At 61.3% G+C, this 18,284-nt stretch carries 15 protein-coding genes; 9 read left to right on the top strand and 6 right to left on the bottom strand.

Features of this window, described 5'->3' with window-relative positions:
- The first annotated feature begins 35 nt into the window (after positions 1–35).
- The 4 genes from SM763_RS16170 (at position 36) to SM763_RS16155 (ending at position 5,115) form a co-directional block, all read left to right on the top strand.
- Positions 36–1,736, top strand: coding sequence for a peptide ABC transporter substrate-binding protein (locus SM763_RS16170; protein WP_065273094.1), 1,701 nt, complete (start codon positions 36–38; stop codon positions 1,734–1,736).
- Positions 1,737–1,885: 149 nt separating this feature from the next.
- Entirely contained in the window at positions 1,886–2,893 is a 1,008-nt protein-coding gene (locus SM763_RS16165; protein WP_274828840.1) for an ABC transporter permease, read from the top strand.
- Positions 2,886–3,797: an ABC transporter permease gene (locus SM763_RS16160; protein ID WP_274828842.1), complete on the top strand. Its 912-nt coding sequence runs from the start codon at positions 2,886–2,888 to the stop codon at positions 3,795–3,797. Before SM763_RS16165 ends, SM763_RS16160 begins: the two co-directional genes overlap by 8 nt.
- Positions 3,798–4,041: 244 nt before the next feature.
- On the top strand, positions 4,042–5,115 hold the full coding sequence (locus SM763_RS16155) for a YeeE/YedE family protein (protein ID WP_368999168.1): 1,074 nt from the start codon (positions 4,042–4,044) through the stop codon (positions 5,113–5,115).
- Here the strand turns inward: SM763_RS16155 and SM763_RS16150 are convergent.
- The 5 genes from SM763_RS16150 to SM763_RS16130 all read right to left on the bottom strand — a co-directional run bounded on the left by SM763_RS16150 (position 5,051) and on the right by SM763_RS16130 (position 11,322).
- A complete protein-coding gene (locus SM763_RS16150) occupies positions 5,051–6,331 on the bottom strand; it encodes a DUF3422 family protein (RefSeq protein WP_368999167.1) in 1,281 nt (426 codons plus the stop codon). The genes SM763_RS16155 and SM763_RS16150 overlap by 65 nt on opposite strands.
- 198 nt (positions 6,332–6,529) lie before the next feature.
- Positions 6,530–7,963 (bottom strand): NAD(P)(+) transhydrogenase (Re/Si-specific) subunit beta, encoded by a 1,434-nt coding sequence (locus SM763_RS16145; protein WP_368999166.1) that lies wholly within the window; start codon positions 7,961–7,963, stop codon positions 6,530–6,532.
- A gap of 16 nt (positions 7,964–7,979) precedes the next feature.
- A complete protein-coding gene (locus tag SM763_RS16140; protein WP_347508852.1) occupies positions 7,980–9,554 on the bottom strand; it encodes a Re/Si-specific NAD(P)(+) transhydrogenase subunit alpha in 1,575 nt (524 codons plus the stop codon).
- 139 nt (positions 9,555–9,693) lie between these two features.
- Positions 9,694–10,143 (bottom strand): methyltransferase family protein, encoded by a 450-nt coding sequence (locus SM763_RS16135; protein ID WP_368999165.1) that lies wholly within the window; start codon positions 10,141–10,143, stop codon positions 9,694–9,696.
- Positions 10,144–10,368: 225 nt separating this feature from the next.
- On the bottom strand, positions 10,369–11,322 hold the full coding sequence (locus SM763_RS16130; protein ID WP_368999164.1) for an MBL fold metallo-hydrolase: 954 nt from the start codon (positions 11,320–11,322) through the stop codon (positions 10,369–10,371).
- 173 nt (positions 11,323–11,495) lie between these two features.
- Here SM763_RS16130 and SM763_RS16125 point away from each other — a divergent pair, with 173 nt between their 5' ends.
- The 3 genes from SM763_RS16125 (at position 11,496) to kynA (ending at position 14,632) form a co-directional block, all read left to right on the top strand.
- Positions 11,496–12,266 (top strand): SDR family NAD(P)-dependent oxidoreductase, encoded by a 771-nt coding sequence (locus tag SM763_RS16125; protein ID WP_368999163.1) that lies wholly within the window; start codon positions 11,496–11,498, stop codon positions 12,264–12,266.
- Positions 12,267–12,441: 175 nt separating this feature from the next.
- Positions 12,442–13,635: a kynureninase gene (gene kynU / locus SM763_RS16120; RefSeq protein ID WP_368999162.1), complete on the top strand. Its 1,194-nt coding sequence runs from the start codon at positions 12,442–12,444 to the stop codon at positions 13,633–13,635.
- Positions 13,636–13,783: 148 nt separating this feature from the next.
- Positions 13,784–14,632 (top strand): tryptophan 2,3-dioxygenase, encoded by an 849-nt coding sequence (gene kynA / locus SM763_RS16115; RefSeq protein ID WP_274831800.1) that lies wholly within the window; start codon positions 13,784–13,786, stop codon positions 14,630–14,632.
- A 61-nt stretch (positions 14,633–14,693) separates the two neighbouring features.
- Here kynA and SM763_RS16110 read toward each other — a convergent pair whose 3' ends face one another.
- Positions 14,694–15,257 carry a TetR/AcrR family transcriptional regulator gene (locus SM763_RS16110; protein WP_368999199.1) on the bottom strand — a complete coding sequence of 188 codons (564 nt, stop codon included), beginning with the start codon at positions 15,255–15,257 and terminating at the stop codon, positions 14,694–14,696.
- 121 nt (positions 15,258–15,378) lie between these two features.
- On the opposite strand from SM763_RS16110, the gene SM763_RS16105 reads away from it, so the two are divergent.
- Both SM763_RS16105 and SM763_RS16100 read left to right on the top strand, forming a co-directional pair.
- Positions 15,379–15,843 (top strand): (2Fe-2S)-binding protein, encoded by a 465-nt coding sequence (locus SM763_RS16105; RefSeq protein WP_274828855.1) that lies wholly within the window; start codon positions 15,379–15,381, stop codon positions 15,841–15,843.
- A 3-nt stretch (positions 15,844–15,846) separates the two neighbouring features.
- Positions 15,847–18,087, top strand: a complete 2,241-nt coding sequence (locus SM763_RS16100; protein WP_368999161.1) for a xanthine dehydrogenase family protein molybdopterin-binding subunit — start codon at positions 15,847–15,849, stop codon at positions 18,085–18,087.
- Positions 18,088–18,284: the final 197 nt, after the last annotated feature.

Here is an 18,284-nt window from a genome sequence, read left to right as displayed (position 1 = left end):
ACACCGTTTCTGTGCTCGACAAGGAGAGTGTGAAAATGAAACTCAAGACCCTTTTGATGGGGGCTATTGCTTCTGCAGCGCTTGCTCCGGCAGCGTTTGCCGAGCGCGGCGCCGACGGTCAGGTGAACATCATCTACTGGCAGGCGCCCTCGATCATGAACCCGTTCCTGTCGGGCGGCACCAAAGACGTTGAAGCCTCCTCGCTGGTCATCGAACCTCTGGCGCGCTACGACCCCAACGGTGCAATGGTTCCCTTCCTGGCCGAAGAGATCCCGACCGTCGCCAATGGCGGTGTGAGCGAGGACCTGACTTCCATCACCTGGAAGATCAAGGCGGGCCTCACCTGGTCTGATGGCACCCCCTTCACCTCCAAAGACGTGAAGTTCACCTACGACTACTGCACCCATCCCGAAGGCGGCTGCGCGCAGGTCACCAAATTCGAAGGCGTGACCTCGGTCGAAACCCCCGACGATCTGACCGTCAAGGTCACTTTCGAAGGCCCGACCCCCTTCCCTTACGGCCCCTTCGTTGGCGGTGAAAGCCCGATCATCCAGGCCGCTCAGTTCGCCGAATGCCTGGGCGCCAAAGCCCCCGAGTGCACCGAGGCCAACTTCAGCCCGATCGGCACCGGTCCCTTCGTGGTCGACGAGTTCAAACCGAACGACGTGATCACCCTGTCGGCCAACCCGAACTACCGTGACCCGGCCAAACCGGCCTTCGCCAAGGTGCTGTTCAAAGGTGGCGGCGACGCAACCGCGGCCGGTCGTGCCGTGATGGAAACCGGCGAATTCGATTACGCCTGGAACCTGCAGCTGGCACCCGATGTGATTGCCCAGATGGAAGCAGGCGGCAAAGGCGTTGCTGTGGCAGGCTTTGGCCCGCTGGTTGAGCGCATCATGCTGAACAACACCAACCCTGATCCGGCGCTTGGCCCGGACGAGCGTTCGGTTGTACGCCCGCATCCCTTCCTGAGCGATCCTGCGGTTTACAAAGCCATGTCCATGGCGATCGACCGCCCGCTGCTGGTTGAAATCGGTTACGGCAAAGCCGGTAAAGTGACCTGTAACTGGGTTCCCGCACCTGCCGTCTACGCAGCAGATATTGCTGGCTGTGACGTTCAGGACATCGCTGGCGCCAACAAGATGCTGGACGAAGCAGGCTACAAAGACACCAACGGTGACGGCGTTCGCGAAACTCCGGATGGCAAGCCGATGAAGGTTCTGTACCAGACTTCGACCAACGCCGTGCGTCAGGACTTCCAGGCCCTGATCAAACAGTGGTGGAGCGAGATCGGTATCGAAACCGAACTGCGTAACGTCAACGCATCCGTCTTCTTCGGTGGCGACCCGGGTTCCCCGGACACCTTCCAGAAGTTCTACGCGGACGTGGAAATGTACGCCAACACCTTCAACGGCACCGACCCGCAGTCCTACTTCGGCAACGGCCTGTGCGACAAGGCGCCGACTCCGGCATCCCAGTGGCAGGGTGAGAACATCTCCCGCTTCTGTGACGAAGAGTTCGACGCTCTGCATGCTGAGCTGACCAAGACTGCCGATGCAGGCAAGCGCGCCGAAATCGGTCAGCAGCTGAACACGATGATCTTCGAAAAAGGTGGCATGATCCCGCTGGTTCACCGTGGTCGTCTGTCCGGTCAATCCAACACCCTGGGTGGCCACGTCCTGAACGTCTGGGACAGCGAACTCTGGGATGCGGCTGACTGGTACCGCATCAAGTAAGGCAGGCTAGCCTCTCCTGAGGCCCCGGTGTTCCACCGGGGCCTCTTGCCATTTACGCCCAGATCCGCTTTAGCGCGCGGGCATAATGGACCCGAGGCCTCCGGCCCTGCTTCCTAATTCTGAAATCGAACATCAAAGGCGCCCACCTGATGCTGACCTTTACAATCAGGCGACTGATCCTATCGGTTCCGACGCTGCTGTTCATCAGCCTCGTGATTTTCCTGCTGCTGGAGCTCGCCCCTGGCGATCCCATGGCGCAGGTCCCGCTGACCGTCCCCCCCGAAGTAAAAGAAAAGATGCGCGAGGCCCTTGGCCTTGGCCAACCCGCCCATATCCGGTTCTGGAAGTGGCTTGTGCAGTTCTTCTGGATCGAGCCGCAGGTCATGATTGACTACTACTTCGGCTCCAATTTTTCCGAAGGCGATCTGCGCGTGATCTCCTGGCAGACCCGCTCGCCTGTCATGGACATCGTGATCCAGCGTATGCCGCAGACCCTGTGGGTTGTCGGTACCGCCTATGTGGTTGCAATCCTGATCGCCCTGCCCATCGGGATCTACTCGGCCTACCGCCAATACAGCTGGTTCGACCAGATGGGCACCTTCGTGTCCATGGTCGGCTTCTCCGTGCCGCCGTTCTTCTCTGGCGTGCTGGTCATCGTGATCTTCTCGGTGCAGCTTGGATGGTTCCCGTCGATCTATGACACCACCCTGGTCGTTGACAGCTGGGACGCCTTTGTCAAACAGCTGCAACAGATGATCATGCCAGTCATGGTGCTGGCACTGCAGATCACCGCCCAGCTGAGCCGCTTCATGCGGGCCTCGATGCTGGACAACCTCAATCAGGACTACGTGCGCACCGCCCGTGCCAAGGGTCTGAGCGAATATACCGTGGTCATGGTGCACGTGCTGCGCAACTCGATGATCCCGGTTGTCACTGTGATCGCACTGGGGATCCCAGCGATCTTCGGCGGCGCCATCATCACCGAGCAGGTGTTCAAGGTGAACGGAATCGGTCAGCTACTGATCGGCGCCATTCAGGCCAACGACCTGCCGATGGTGCAGACCCTGACCTTCATCTTCGCGGTGCTGATCGTGATGTTCAATCTGATCGCCGACGTACTGTACGGCATTCTTGACCCAAGGATCCGCTATGACTGAGCTGAGCAATCCTGTCCCGAGCAACCCGCCGCGCAGCCAATGGCTGGACGTGTGGGATCAGTTCAAATCTCACCGTGGCGCCCTGATGGGCGGGGCGCTGTTCCTGTTCATCATTCTGGCCGTGTATCTAGGCCCCATGTTCTGGGATATCGAAGCCACCAGGATCGATATCCGCGCGCGGAACCAGGGTCCAAGCTGGGCGCATCCCTTCGGCACCGACCAATTGGGCCGCGATATGCTGGCCCGGATGATGGCCGGTGGATCGACCTCCGTTTCGGTGGGTCTGACGGCCATGCTGCTGGCGCTGTTCCTGGGCTCCTTCGTGGGTGTTGTCGCGGGCTTTTTCAAGAAGCTGGACGGGCCGCTGATGCGTCTCACCGACCTGTTCCTTGCGCTGCCCCTGCTGCCGCTTCTTCTGGTGATGATGCTGTTGTTCCGCGAACCGCTGAACGCGGCCTTTGGCCCCGAACAGGGGATCTTCATCCTGATCGTGACCTCGATCGGCGTGACCAGCTGGATGCCCACGGCGCGGATCGTGCGCGGCGATGTGCTGGCCATCAAGGAGCGTGAATTCGTTCTGGCGGCCCGCTCCATCGGTACCTCGGATGGCAAGCTTATCACCCGACACATCCTGCCGAACGTGCTGTCGCCGATCATGGTCTCCGCGACGCTGGGGATCGCCACCGCGATCATCACCGAAAGCTCGCTGTCGTTCCTTGGTCTTGGCTTCCCGCCGGACTTCCCAACCTGGGGCCGTCTGCTGTTTGATGCCACCGACTATCTGCAGCAGTACCCTGAGCGCGTGTTCTGGCCCGGTATGGCGATCTCGCTGACCGTTCTCAGCGTCAACTATCTGGGTGACGGCCTGCGTGATGCGCTGGATCCGCGTATCCGGGGCCGCTGAGCCGCAAGTCAGACGGGACACACCCGCACATATTCAAATAAGAACATAACCACCGGCCGCCCCAACAGGGCGGCCGGTTTGTTTTGGGGCACCCCGCCCCATCTGGATTCATTTTCTGCCAGCACTCCGCTACCTGGAACTTTGTCCTGCAGATCCCCATCGACAACTGCGATACTGGCCTTGCTCGCTTGGATATTTCGCGCCATTTCGGGAAAAAGTTCCGATTTCCGGTATGGAGAGTATCATGTTCGAAACGTTCGGTTTTGAAGAGACCACCGCACGCCAGGCTTCTGTCCTGTTCGCCTTGGGGCTGGGCCTTGTCTTTGGCGCGCTGGCGCAATTGACCCGGTTCTGCCTGCGGCGCACCATCGACGGCAGTGACCGCCGCGAAGCCGCTGGCGTCTGGGCTATGGCGCTGGCCATTGCTGTGCTCGGCACCCAGGCCGCTGTCCTGCAGGGCTGGATCAGCTTTGACGATCACCGCCTACTCGCCGCAGATCTGCCGGTGCTGGCCGTCATCGCCGGTGGTCTGATGTTCGGTGCCGGCATGATCCTGACCCGGGGCTGCGTGTCCCGGCTGATGGTTCTCAGCGGCAGTGGCAACCTGCGCGCCCTGCTGGTCATCTCGGTCTTTGCGATCACCGCCCATGCCACGCTGAAGGGTGTTCTGGCGCCACTGCGCACCAGCCTTGGCGCCGTCACTGTTCCGCTTGGCGATTACGCCACGCTGGCGGCCCTGCCCGGCGGCGCGCTCGTCTGGGGCCTGCTGATTGCGCTCGCCGCACTTGCCATTGCCCTGCGCTCTGGCAACCGTATCCCTGTGCTGGTTGGCGCGGCTGTGATTGGCCTGCTGGTCCCGCTGGCCTGGGTCGGCACTGGCTTTGTGCTGTTTGACGAATTCGATCCCATCGCGATGGAAAGCCTGTCCTTCACCGCGCCGTCTGCTGACACCCTGTTTTACGTCGTCGCCTCCAGCGCCGTCTCCGGCAGCTTTGGCACCGGTCTGGTGGGTGGCGTTCTGGTCGGCGCACTTGTTGCGGCCCTGCTGACCGGACAGTTCAAGTGGCAGAGCTTTGAAAGCCCCGCCCAGACAGGACGCTATCTGGCAGGTGCCGTGCTAATGGGCATCGGCGGCGTGCTGGCCGGTGGCTGCACCGTTGGCGCCGGTCTGGCCGGGGTTCCCACCCTTGGCGTGGCTGCCCTGCTGGCGATCTTGTCGATCCTGCTGGGCGGCAGCCTCACCCAAGCGCTGCTCAGTGCAGACCCTTCCGGATCCGCCGGACGGCAAGCCACACCAGCCCCACAACCGGCAGAGTAATCACCGCGGTCATCATCCCCTTGCTGAGCCCCAGCGGTCCGGCAAGGGGATAAAGCGCATAGGACGCCAGCGACACCGCATAGTAGCTGATTGCCACCACAGACAGCCCCTCGACCGTATGCTGAAGCCGCAGCGCCATATCGGCGCGGCGGTCCATGCTTTCCAGCAAGGCCTGATTCTGCGCGCTGCGCTCCACATCCACCCGGGTGCGCAAAAGCTCCCCCGCCCTGCGTGCCCGATCGGCCAGCGTCACCAGCCGCTTTTCGGTGGACTTCACCGTACGCATGGCCGGCTCATAGCGGCGCAGCATGAATTCCGCGAAGGTCTGGAAGCCTTCCAGACGTTCCTCCCGCAATAGCCTGATCCGCTGGTTCACCAGCGCCTCATAAGCGCCGGTGGCGCCAAAGCGGAAGGCCGCGCGGGCGGCCATCGCCTCCAGCTCGGCCGAGACCGTCAGAAGGTGCGACAGAGTCTGTTCTGCCGGAACGCTGCTGCCGGTCATTTCCGCCATAATTTCACTCAGATGGGTGTCAAGCCCGCCGATGGTGGGCGACAGTCCCCGGGCACGGGAAAAGCCCAGCATCGACATGGCGCGATAGGTCTCGATCTCACACAAGCGCTGCACGATGCGGCCAATCCTGCGGCTGCCGGTTTCGCGGTTCACGAAGGCAGCAAACCGCATGTGCCCCGCCGGATCGATCCGGAAATCCCCGGCCACCACCGCATTGTCGTCCAGCACCTGCGACACGGCCATGCTTTCGGGCACCAGCCAGTCCTGCAGCTTTGATTTGATCTCCGCCGTGTCCGGACGTGGCAGGACACGGAGCATCAGTGAGGTGATCCGCTGCCCCGGCGCCTGTTCCAGCCAATCGCCAGGCAGCACCTCGAAATCAACCGGGTCAAAGGGCCTTTCGCTGACACCGTCACTGTAGAGCGTGTAGCTGACGAATTCGGTGTGCTGTTCCCACTTCAGGGTGTGGCGCCCCAGCTGGGCCGCATGATGGGTGGCGCCCGGTTTCGGGTGCGGCGCGCCGTGGCGGTCCAGCAGATCGATCAGATGCGCAAGATCCAAGCCGCGGTCCCGGTGCACGGCTTCCTCGGGCTGTTTCACCGCCAGATAGATCACGGTGCTTGGGCTTTTCATGGTCGGAAAAGGACGCGCGTGCAGCTCATTGGCAAGCTGATAGCGCAACGGGTGATCCTGGATCGGGGGCATCACGGTCTCCACTGGTACAGGGCGACCATAGCCAAAACCACAAGACCTGTAAAGAATGTATGTAATTCAATACCTTAGCAGGATACAACAGTATACAACGCGGCCGCATGCAGCACAGGCTAGCCGCAGAATGCAGAAAAGGCGCCCCACAAGAGGCGCCTTTTCCGAGTGTTACAGCCCGCGGGCCTGCGGAGCTGATCAGCTGATCTTGGTCAGCAGATCGTCCAGCGATTTCTTCGCATCGCCGTAGAACATCCGGGTGTTCTCTTTGTAGAACAGCGGGTTCTCGATGCCCGAGTAACCGGTGCCCTGGCCACGCTTGGACACGAAGACCTGTTTCGCCTTCCAGCACTCCAGAACCGGCATACCGGCGATGGGGCTGTTGGGGTCTTCCTGTGCAGCAGGGTTCACGATGTCATTCGAACCAATAACGATGGCCACATCGGTCTCCGGGAAGTCCTCGTTGATCTCGTCCATTTCCATGACGATATCATAAGGCACCTTCGCTTCGGCCAAGAGAACGTTCATGTGGCCCGGCAGACGACCCGCAACCGGGTGAATCGCAAAGCGCACGTTCTTGCCCTTGCCGCGCAGACGCTTGGTCAGTTCGGAAACCGACTGCTGTGCCTGTGCAACGGCCATGCCGTAGCCCGGGATAATGATGATGTTGTCGGCCTCTTCCAGAGCCTGCGCAACACCGTCGGCGTCGATCGCAACCTGTTCGCCCTCAACTTCCATGGCAGGACCCGAAGTGCCGCCAAAGCCGCCCAGGATCACCGAGATGAAGGAGCGGTTCATCGCCTTACACATGATGTAAGAGAGGATCGCACCCGAGGAGCCAACCAGAGCACCCACAACGATCAGAAGGTCGTTGCCAAGGGAGAAACCGATCGCCGCCGCGGCCCAGCCCGAGTAGCTGTTCAGCATCGAAACAACCACCGGCATGTCGGCGCCGCCGATGCCCATGATCAGGTGGTAGCCGATGAACAGCGCCATCAGGGTCATCAGGAACAGCGGCAACAGCGCGCCGGTGTTGAAGTACCAGATCAGAGCCAGCAAAGAGATCGCCGCCGCGCCTGCGTTCAGCATGTGACCGCCGGGCAGTTTCGTCGCTGCCGAGCCAACCTTGCCCGCCAGTTTGCCATAGGCAATGACAGAGCCGGTAAAGGTCACAGCACCAATGAAGATACCGAGGAACAGCTCGACCCGCAGGATAGCGATCTCGACGCCGTCCTTCTTGGCCAGCAGCTTGGCAAAGCCATCAAGCGAGACTTTGGCGCTGTCGTCCATGGCCATAACGCGGCCCAGTTCGACATGGGCGATAAAGCCCACGAAAACCGCCGCCAGACCGACCAGCGAGTGCATCGCCGCAACCAGTTCCGGCATCTGGGTCATCTGTACCCGTTTGGCCAGGAAGTAACCGATGATGCCGCCACCAGCGATCAGCACCAGCGACAGCAGCCACAGGCCCGAACCGGGGCCGATCAACGTGGCGAAAACCGCCAGCGCCATGCCCGCGATCCCGTACCAGACCGCACGTTTTGCGCTTTCCTGTCCCGACAGACCACCCAGCGAGAGGATGAAGAGAACAGCCGCGACCACATAGGCCGCCGTGGTAAATCCGTATTCCATCTGTTTTCCCTCGCTCTTAAGACTTCTGGAACATGGCGAGCATGCGCCGTGTCACAAGGAAGCCGCCGAAAATATTGATGCCGGCCATGAAGACCGAGAGCGCTGCCAGCAGGATCACCAGGAACGAGCCAGAGCCGATCTGCATCAGCGCGCCCAGGATGATGATCGAGGAGATCGCGTTGGTCACCGCCATCAGAGGTGTGTGCAGGCTGTGCGCCACGCCCCAGATCACCTGGAAGCCGACAAAGACCGCCAGAACGAAGACGATAAAGTGCTGCATGAAGCTGGCTGGAGCCACGAGCCCCACGCCCAAGAGCAGCGCTGCGCCGATCACCAAGAGAGTGACCTGTTGCTTGGTCTGCTGCTTGAAGGCCGCGATTTCCTGCGCGCGCTTTTCTTCCGCGGTCAGTTCTTTCGGCGCATCGGGTTTCTTCTGCGCCGCGATGGCCTGAACCTTTGGCGGCGGCGGCGGGAAGGTGATTTCCTTGTCGAAAGTCACCGTTGCGCCACGGATCACGTCGTCTTCCATGTCATGCACGATCTGACCGTCCTTTTCAGGGGTCAGGTCGGTCATCATGTGACGGATGTTGGTGGCATAAAGCGTCGAGGACTGCGCGGCCATACGGCTCGGGAAGTCCGTGTAGCCGATGATGGTGACGCCGTTGTCTGTGACAACTTTCTCATCCATCACGGTGCCTTCGACGTTACCGCCCTTTTCGGCTGCAAGGTCGACGATGACCGAACCCGGCTTCATCGCCGCAACCATGTCCTCAAGCCACAGCTTGGGCGCTTCGCGGTTGGGGATCAGCGCAGTGGTGATCACGATGTCCACTTCGGGGGCCAGTTCGCGGAACTTCGCGAGCTGTGCTTCGCGGAACTCGGGGCTGGAGACGGCCGCATAGCCGCCGGTTGCCGCACCGTCCTGCTGTTCCTCTTCGAAATCGAGGTAGACGAATTCAGCGCCCATCGATTCGACCTGCTCCGCCACTTCGGGGCGCACGTCAAACGCATAGGTCACCGCACCAAGGCTGGTGGAAGCGCCGATGGCTGCCAGACCGGCCACACCTGCGCCAACGACCAGAACCTTCGCCGGGGGCACCTTGCCCGCAGCGGTGATCTGACCGGTGAAGAAGCGGCCAAAGTTGTTGCCTGCCTCGATCACAGCGCGATAGCCGGCGATGTTCGCCATCGAAGACAGGGCGTCCATCTTCTGCGCGCGGCTGATGCGCGGCACCATTTCCATGGCGATGACATTGGCGCCCTTGGAGCGCGCCAGTTCCAGGCCTTCCTCGTTGCCACCGGGGTTGAAGAAGGAGATCAGCGTCTTACCCGCTGTCATCCGCTTCAATTCGGTGTCGGTCGGAATGCGCACCTTGGCGACGATATCCGATGTCTTCCACAGCGCGGCTGCGGTTTTCACGATTTCGACGCCAGCCTCTTCATAGGCGGCATCGCTGAAACCAGCCAGCTGACCGGCACCGGTTTCGATGGCGCAGTCATAGCCGAGCTTTTGCAGCTGCTTGGCAGAGTCCGGCGTCATCGCGACGCGCGCCTCGCCTTTCATTACTTCCTTTGGTGTACCTATTCTCACCTTGTCGGTCCCCCTCGTCTTGCCCGTGCCAGCAAAGCACCGGGTACGGATCGCAAATATTTTGATTATCCTGCGCAACATTTTTGCGCAAGCGTTTCGCCGCGTCGCCGCATCATTTTGCCGCGACGCCGCATGAACTTTAGACCCAGCGGCGTACCTTTTCTTCGTAGCGCGCCCAGTCCTGACGGAATGTCCGCCGCATTCTGTTTTCTTCGGGTTCGATGAAGCGCCGTTCCAGAATCCAGACGAATATCGGCACCAGCGGCAAGGACCGCACTGCGTCAAACCGAAGGATAAGCCCGGCCAGAACCAGGATGTCGCCCAGATAAATGGGATTGCGGCTGCGGCTGAAGATCCCCGATTGCACCAAGCGGCTTGGTGTCTGGTGGGGAATGATGGTGGTGTGCTGGCGCCGCATCTCGACCACCGCAAGCAGCATCAGAAGGATACCCCCCCCGACCAATATTCCACCAAGGAAATCCGCCCACGCCCCGCCAAAGGTCAGCCCATAGGGCAAATAGCTGGCCTGCAGCCACGCCAGGATAAGGCAGGCAAACAACCAGACGGGAGGCATATCAATCCAGCGCATCAGGCGCACACCATCGCGATATCCGGGGCAGAGTACAAGTTCATCGAGCGCAAAGTCCTCTTATCCGGCCGACAGGTCCAGCCCGCGGCGCCGTTGTGCGCAAAGAAAAGGACAAAATGTCCAAAATGGCCCCAAAACGGCGAATCTGTTCCGGGATGCGGCATGATCCTGCACAATTCTACGGGCTTTCCTACGTATACTTTTGCATGCTGACCGGGTGCGGGGTCATTCCCACTCCATTTCCTCGAAGACCCGCCCGGCGTTCTTGGTAGCGAGTTCCTCGAAGGTATCGAGCCCCTTCCAGCGTTCCTGGTCCACATAGTAAGCGCCAGCCAGATCACCACCCTCGTCGATATGGGCGCCGATCTTCGCTCGCAGATCCGTGAGGTAGTCGTAGGTGTAGCGGCGCACCTGCGCGAGGTTGGTCGGATGGCCGTGCCCCGGGATCACATAGGTCGGGTTCAGCGGCTCCATCTTGGTCTCCCAGGTCTCCAGCCAGCAGGAGGTACAGGTCCCTTCAAAGATCGGCAGCATGCGTTCGTGAAAGGCCATGTCACCGGCGATCAGCATGTTCCATTGCGGCAGCCAGACCTGCGTATCCCCCGGGTCATGCGCGGGCCCCATGTGCATCACCTTGATCTCTACCCCGCCAAGAGTCAGGTCGAAATTGTCTTCAAAACTTAGGTTTGGCGCCACGATCCGGGTGCCTTCGGCCTTGTCGCGGTTGTAGCGCTCCATGCCCTGTAGGATGAAATCGGCCTCTTCGGTGAAGGCTTCGATCGCATCCACATGCGCCAGAATATCGACGCCCTGATCGACCCAGTAGGAATTGCCAAGCATCGCATGGCCCTGGCCGTTTTCATTGATCACCAGCACCACCGGCTGTTCGGTAACCGCTCTGATTTCATCGTGCAGCGCCGCCGCCAGACGCACCGAAGCGCCGCCGTTGATGACCACGACGCCCTCACCGGTCACGATAAATGACAAATTGTTGTTGTGTCCTGAGTTCTCGTAGGTCGGCGGCGCGGTGGCTCCGATGGCGGAAAACACATGCGGGATCACCTCGACCGGCTTGGAGTACAGCTCGGATTGCGGGTACTGATCGGCGATGTCTTCGCTGGCCCATGCGGTGCCTGCGCTAAATGTCGCGATCAATGCAGCGGAAAAAATCGTTTTCATGGTGTCCTCCCAAATCAGCTGCTCAATAATTCACACTTATGAATATGATTGTAAATGGTCCCGGTGGAAAACCTTTACCCAAGAGTGCCGACACGGAATTGTGACGGGACGGCTTTCTTGCCCTGCCCCGGCATGCCGTTAGGCTGGACGCAAACACGGGAGGACCGAACAACATGACATCACAAGACACGACATCGCTGGCAGGAAAACATGCGCTGGTCACGGGCGGCGGCACCGGGATCGGCCTGGCCATCGCCCGCGCCCTGGCCGCGCAAGGCGCCGAAGTCACCATCACCGGGCGCCGCCAGGAGGTGCTGGAGGAGGTCGCCACCAAGGGGCTGCACCCCATGGCGATGGATGTGCGCGACGAAGACGACATCGTGACCAAGATCCAGGCCGCCGTCGATGCGCGGGGCCCGATACAGATCTGCGTCGCAAATGCCGGCGTTGCCGAGGGCAAAGCGCTACACAAGACCACGCTCGATTTCTGGCGCAACATGATGGCGACCAATCTGGACGGTGCCTTCCTGACCATCCGCGAGTGTCTGAAATCCATGCGCGAAACCGATTGGGGCCGGGTCATCACCGTTTCTTCGATCGCGGGTCTGCGCGGGCTCAAGGGCGGTGCCTGCTATTCCGCCAGCAAACACGGCATGGTCGGCCTCACCCGTGCGCTGAGCGAAGATTACCTCGGCACGGCCTTCACCTTCAACGCGATCTGTCCCGGCTACGTAGATACCCCCATCGTGGAGCGAAACATCACCTCGATCTCGGCCCGCGCTGGTGTCAGCGAAGATGAAGCGCTGAAGATCATGACACACGCGAACCGCCACCAGCGTCTGATCGAGCCGGAAGAAGTCTCGGCTGCGGCCATGTGGCTCTGCGGTCCCGGATCACAATCCATCAACGGGCAGACCATCGAAATCTCCGGCGGCCAGACCTGATCGCAGCAATAGCCCCGCACCACATTGCGCCGCCGGATTTCCGGCGGCGTTTTTGCGTGTCCTACAGAAATACCACACGCACTGGACAGGTTTTTGAATATCGGATACAAAATCCGAAACCTTCAAGCTTGAAACAGTTCAGGCCCTTCTTTTCAGCCCGCCAGACGAGGTTCCGATGACCGATTTTGCCGCCACCAAGGCCATGTTCGACCTGCCCGAAGGGGTGATCTACCTCGACGGGAACTCACTGGGCCCCCTGCCCAGCGCCGCCAAGGACCGCGTCGCCAACATGATGACCGAGGAATGGGGCAAGATGCTGATCACCGGCTGGAACAAGGCCGGATGGATGCAGAAATCCACGGCTGTCGGCAACCGCATCGCCCGACTGATCGGCGCCGAAGAAGATCACGTGATCATGGGGGATACCCTGTCGATCAAGGTCTATCAGGCCGTCGCCTCGGCGCTGGAGATGAACCCGAGCCGCAAGGTGGTTCTGTCGGACAACGGCAACTTCCCGTCTGACCTCTACATCGTGCAGGGGCTGCTTAAATCGCTTGGCGCCGAGTACGAGTTGCGCGTCGTCGACCCCGAGGCGGTGGCCGAGAACATCACCGATGATGTCGCTGTGCTGATGCTGACCGAGGTGGATTACCGCACCGGACGCAAGCACGACATGAAGACCCTCACCGCCAAGGCCCATGAGGCAGGCGCCCTGACCGTCTGGGATCTGGCGCATTCCGCAGGTGCCCTTCCGGTGGATCTGGCAGGCTGCAAGGCTGATTTCGCGGTCGGCTGCACCTACAAATACCTCAACAGCGGCCCCGGCGGCCCCGCCTTCATCTATGTGGCACCGCGCCACGCCGAGGTTGCCCGTCCGGCGCTGTCTGGCTGGCTGGGACACGAGGCGCCCTTTGCCTTTGATCTTGATTATCGGCCAGGCCGCGGCATCGAACGCATGCGGGTCGGCACGCCACCGGTGATCCAGCTGACCTCGCTGGAAGCAGCGATGGACATCTGGGACCAGGTCGACATGCAGGATCTACGGGCAAAATCCATCGAGCTCTGTGATCTGTTCATCGCCGAGGTCGAAGCCGCCTGTCCCGAGCTGGAGCTTGCCTCGCCGCGCGATGGCAACCAGCGTGGCAGCCAGGTCTCCTTCCGCTTCCGCGAAGGCTATGCCGCGATGCAGGCCCTGATCGAACGCGGCGTGATCGGTGATTTCCGTGCCCCGGACATCATGCGCTTTGGCTTTACCCCGCTTTACATCGACGCCGATGACATGCGTGCCGCCGTGGCGATCGTGAAGGACGTGATGACCAACGATCTGTGGGACAACGACGCCTACAAACAGCGCGCCGCCGTGACCTGATCGTGAGTGGGGCGACGCATATCCTTCCTTTGTGCAGACCTGCGGGCTGGGTGGCGCTCTGGCGCCGCCTGGCTCAGTGCTGCCGGTTAAACCGGAGGACGCTTTCCTTTCCCTGATGTATAAAAGACCAAGGAACAGGAAAGATCCAATGAGCAAATGCCCTCTTAACTCTCCCTTTGACCCGGCCGAGGACGGCGCCGAAATGTCCTTTGACGGGCGCATGTCCTATGGCGACTACCTGTCGCTGGACGCGATCCTGACAGCGCAAAAGCCGCTGAGCGACGCCCATGACGAGATGCTGTTCATCATCCAGCATCAGACCAGCGAATTGTGGATGCGCCTTGCGGTGCACGAGTTGAACGCCGCCCGCGATTGCCTGCTGGCCGGTGATTCCCGGCAGGCGTTCAAGATGCTGGCCCGAGTGGCGCGGATCTTTGAGCAGCTGAATTCGGCCTGGGATGTGCTGCGCACGATGACGCCCTCGGACTACACTCATTTCCGGGATTCACTGGGGCAGAGTTCGGGCTTTCAATCCTATCAGTACCGGCTGATTGAGTTCATGCTGGGCAACCGGAACAAAGCCATGCTGCGCCCCCACGCCCATGATGCGGATGTGACAGCCCTCTTGGAGAATGAACTGTCGCAGCCCTCGCTTTACGATGTGGCCCTGCGGCTTCTGTCGAACAGCCTGCCGCTGCCTGCCCAGGTGCTGAGCAGGGATGTCTCCTTGCCCTACCAAGCCAGCGACGCGGTTATGCAGGCTTGGACCACTGTCTATCAGGCCCCCGAGACCCATTGGGAGCTGTATGAGCTGGCCGAAAAACTAGTCGATTTCGAGGATTACTTCCGCCGCTGGCGGTTCAACCATGTGACCACAGTGGAACGAGTGATCGGCTTCAAACGCGGTACCGGCGGCACTGGCGGCGTCAGCTACCTGAAACGCATGCTGGAGGTGGAGCTCTTCCCCGAACTCTGGCACCTGCGTACCGAGCTGTAAGCCCGGTCCCCACCGCCGGTCAGGGCGCTCTCTCGCCCGGCCGACGGTGGCTTATCCGTTGCTAGGTGCCTTCGAGCGCCCGTGCCATCAGCGCGGCAAGCTGCGAAACACGCATGCGATAAGTCGGATATTCAGGCGCCGTATGCTTGATCCCTTTGAGCGCGGCGCAGAACACCTGCGCTACCTCTGCAGCTGTCCCGACGGCTGCGGGCAGATCTCTTTTCTGCAGCCAGTCGGCATAGACCCCGGCCAGCGCCGCCTCGCCCGCCTCGATGGCCTCTGGCGCGACGCTCATACCTGCCTCGAACAGTTCCAAGCCATGCGCCGAGGACATCATAGCCTCCATCGTCGCGCCGCCATGGGCCGCAAAAGCGCGCGCAACGCGGTCGGCCAGAGTGCCCTCTCCCTCTAGCGCCGCACGGATGTCTTCGCGCGCCTGCCGGTAATAGGCTTCGACCAGAGCCGTGAAGATCGCTTCCTTGTTGCGAAAGTGAAGATAGACCGCCGGACGGGACATCCCTGCCCCACGCGCTATGTCGTCCATAGAGGTTTTGCGGAACCCATAGGCCGAAAAAGCTTGCCAGGCAGACTCGAGTATGGTCTGGGCCTTTGGGTCGGACAACATGGGATCAGCGGTAAGACGGTTCATACCCAAGGCTACTGACACTATTGCCTGATTTTGTCAATTGACACACTGACACAATTAACGCATTTTGTCACAACATCCACAAACAGAGGTCAGCCCCATGCCAACCACGCTCAGGATCAACGGAAGCGACCACGAGGTGGATCTGCCGCAGGATGTACCCCTGCTCTGGGTCCTGCGTGATGAAATCGGCCTTACGGGCACCAAGTTCGGCTGCGGCATTGCGGCCTGCGGTGCCTGCACCGTGCATATCGACGGGGTGGCGACGCGCTCCTGCCAGGTGGCGCTTGGCGATGTCTGGGGTGAGGTCACCACCATCGAAGGCGTCGGCACACCCGAAGCCATGGCTGCAATCCAGCAAGCCTGGGTCGATCATCAGGTGGCACAATGTGGCTATTGCCAGTCCGGGCAGATCATGCAGGCCGCAAGCCTGCTGGCCGAGAACCCAGCGCCTAGCGACAGCGATATCGACGACGCCATGCAGGGGAACCTGTGCCGCTGCGGCACCTACCCCCGCATCCGCGCTGCCATCCATACCGCGGCCAAAATGATGCAGGAGGCGTGATCCATGGCCAGCTTCAAGAAAATCGCCCGCCGCAGTTTCCTGATCGGCTCTGCCGCCATCCTTGGTGGTGTGGCCTTTGGCACCTACAAGTATCATCAGCCCGCGCCCAATCCCCTGTCGCCGAAAGAAGGTCAGGCCGCCCTCAACCCGTTTGTGATGGTGGATCAGTCCGGCGTGACCCTGATCGCCCCCCGCGCCGAAATGGGCCAGGGGGTGCGCACCTCATGGGTAGCGCTGATCGCCGAGGAACTGGATGTGCGCCCCGAAGCGGTGCAGGTCATCCACGGCCCCGCCGCCAAGGCTTATTACAACAGCGCCATGATGGCCGAGGCCCTGCCCGGGCGCGGCTATGACGCCAGCAACTTCCAGCACTCGCTGGGGCAGGTCGTCGGCCATATGTCGAAATTCCTCGACCTGCAGGTCACCGGCGGCTCCTCATCCATGAAAGACGGGTTCGATCGCATGCGGATGGCCGGGGCCACCGCGCGTGAAACCCTGAAAGAGGCCGCGGCCCAGCGCCTTGGAACCTCGCGCGCGCTTTTGGATACCGAAGACGGCCATGTGATCGCCCCGGACGGCAGCCGAATCCCCTATACCGATCTGGCGGTGGAAGCCGCCGGGATCGACCCGCAAGAGGCCGCGCTGCGCCCGGCGGCGCAGTGGAAGTACGTCGGCAAGGACGTGCCGCGCCTTGATATGGTTCCCAAGGTGACCGGCACCGCGGGCTTTGGCGTCGACGTGCGCCTTGAAGGCATGAAGTTCGCCGCCATCCGGCAGAGCCCGCATTTTGGGGTGGGCAAGACCGCCTTTGACGCCAGCGCCGCAGAAACCATGCCCGGCGTGGAAAAGGTTCTGGATCTGGGCGATGCAGTTGCCGTGGTGGCAACCAACACCTGGCTGGCGCAACAGGCGGTGAATGCGATCGACGTGACATGGGAGCCCGCCCCCTACCCTGAAACCACCGATGCGATCTTTGCCGAAATCGACCGCGCATTCGAGGACAGCTCAAACTCCGTCCTGCGCGACGATGGCGATGTCGACAGCCTCCCCGAGGGGGCGCAGATCATCGAGGCCGAATACCGCCTGCCCTATCTGGCCCATGCGACCATGGAGCCGATGAATGCCACCGCGCTTTATACCGGTGACGCCTTGCAAATCTGGGCTCCCAATCAAGGTCCGACAGTGGTGCAGAAATCCGCAGCCGACCTTGCTGGCCTCCCGAAGGAAGCCGTGCAGGTCCACACCACCTATCTGGGTGGTGGCTTCGGACGTCGAATCGAGGTGGATTACACCAACCGCGTGGTCCAGGTTGCGATGCAGATGCGCGGCACCCCGGTGCAACTGACCTGGAGCCGCGAAGAAGACATGACCCACGACTTCTACCGCCCCGGCGCCGTGGCGCGCTATCGCGCGGCGGTGAAGGATGGCAAGGCGGTGATGGTGCACGGCAAGATCGCCGCCCAGTCCACCACGGTGGAGGGCGCAGGCCGCATGCTTGGTCTGCCGATGGGTGGACCGGACAAGGGCCACGTCGATGCCGCCTTCAACCAACCGCTGGCGATCCCGAATTTCCGCGTCGAAGGCTATCTGGTGAAGCCGATGATCCCGGTCGGGTTCTGGCGCTCTGTCGCAGCGTCGTTCAACGGCTTCTTTTCTGACACCATTCTGGATGAGATGGCCCATGCCGCAGGCCGCGATCCGCTGGAGTTCCGTCTGGAGTTGGCCCGCGCAGAATGGGAACCAGCGGCCAAAGTCCTGGAAAAGGTGGGCGAGATGTCCGGCTGGACAGGAGAGACGCCGGAAGGCATCGGACGCGGTGTGGCGCTGGCCTATAGTTTCGGCACCCCCGTGGCAGAGGTGATCGAGGTGATCGATGAAGACGGCCAGATCCGTATCAACAAGGCCTGGATCGCCGCTGACATCGGCCGCGCCATCGACCCGCGCAATGTCGAGGCGCAGATGTTCAGCGGCCTCGCCTACGGTCTGTCAGCCGCCTGTTTTGGCGAGATCACCTTTGCGGATGGCGCGGTGGAGCAGCAGAACTTCCCCGATTTCGACGCCATGCGCATGCACACCATGCCAGCGGTCGAGGTCTCCGTGCTGCAAAACCAGACCCACATGGGCGGCGCAGGCGAGCCGGGCACGCCCCCGGCAGCCCCGGCACTGGCCAATGCGCTGTTCGACCTCACCGGCAAACGCGCCCGCAGCCTGCCGCTGATGCATGAGTTCGATCTGTTGGTTTGATCCGGCGTGGCAAGAATATAAATAAGAAGAGCCCTCCGCTGACCCGGCGGGCTTTTTCGCGTGCTAGCCTTGATGGTCGACAATCTGCACCTAACCGACCAGCATGGTTGCACTGACTACGTGATCTCCGTACGTTTTGCGCAAATTTTCACCAACAGGATCTGAGCGGCTTGGACCAGTTCTTCACATTAGCTTTT

It is taken from the genome of Pseudophaeobacter sp. C1-32P7 (assembly GCF_041008775.1).
Taxonomy (GTDB): Bacteria; Pseudomonadota; Alphaproteobacteria; order Rhodobacterales; family Rhodobacteraceae; genus Phycobacter; species Phycobacter gallaeciensis_A.
This window is presented reverse-complemented; position numbering and strand designations above follow the sequence as displayed.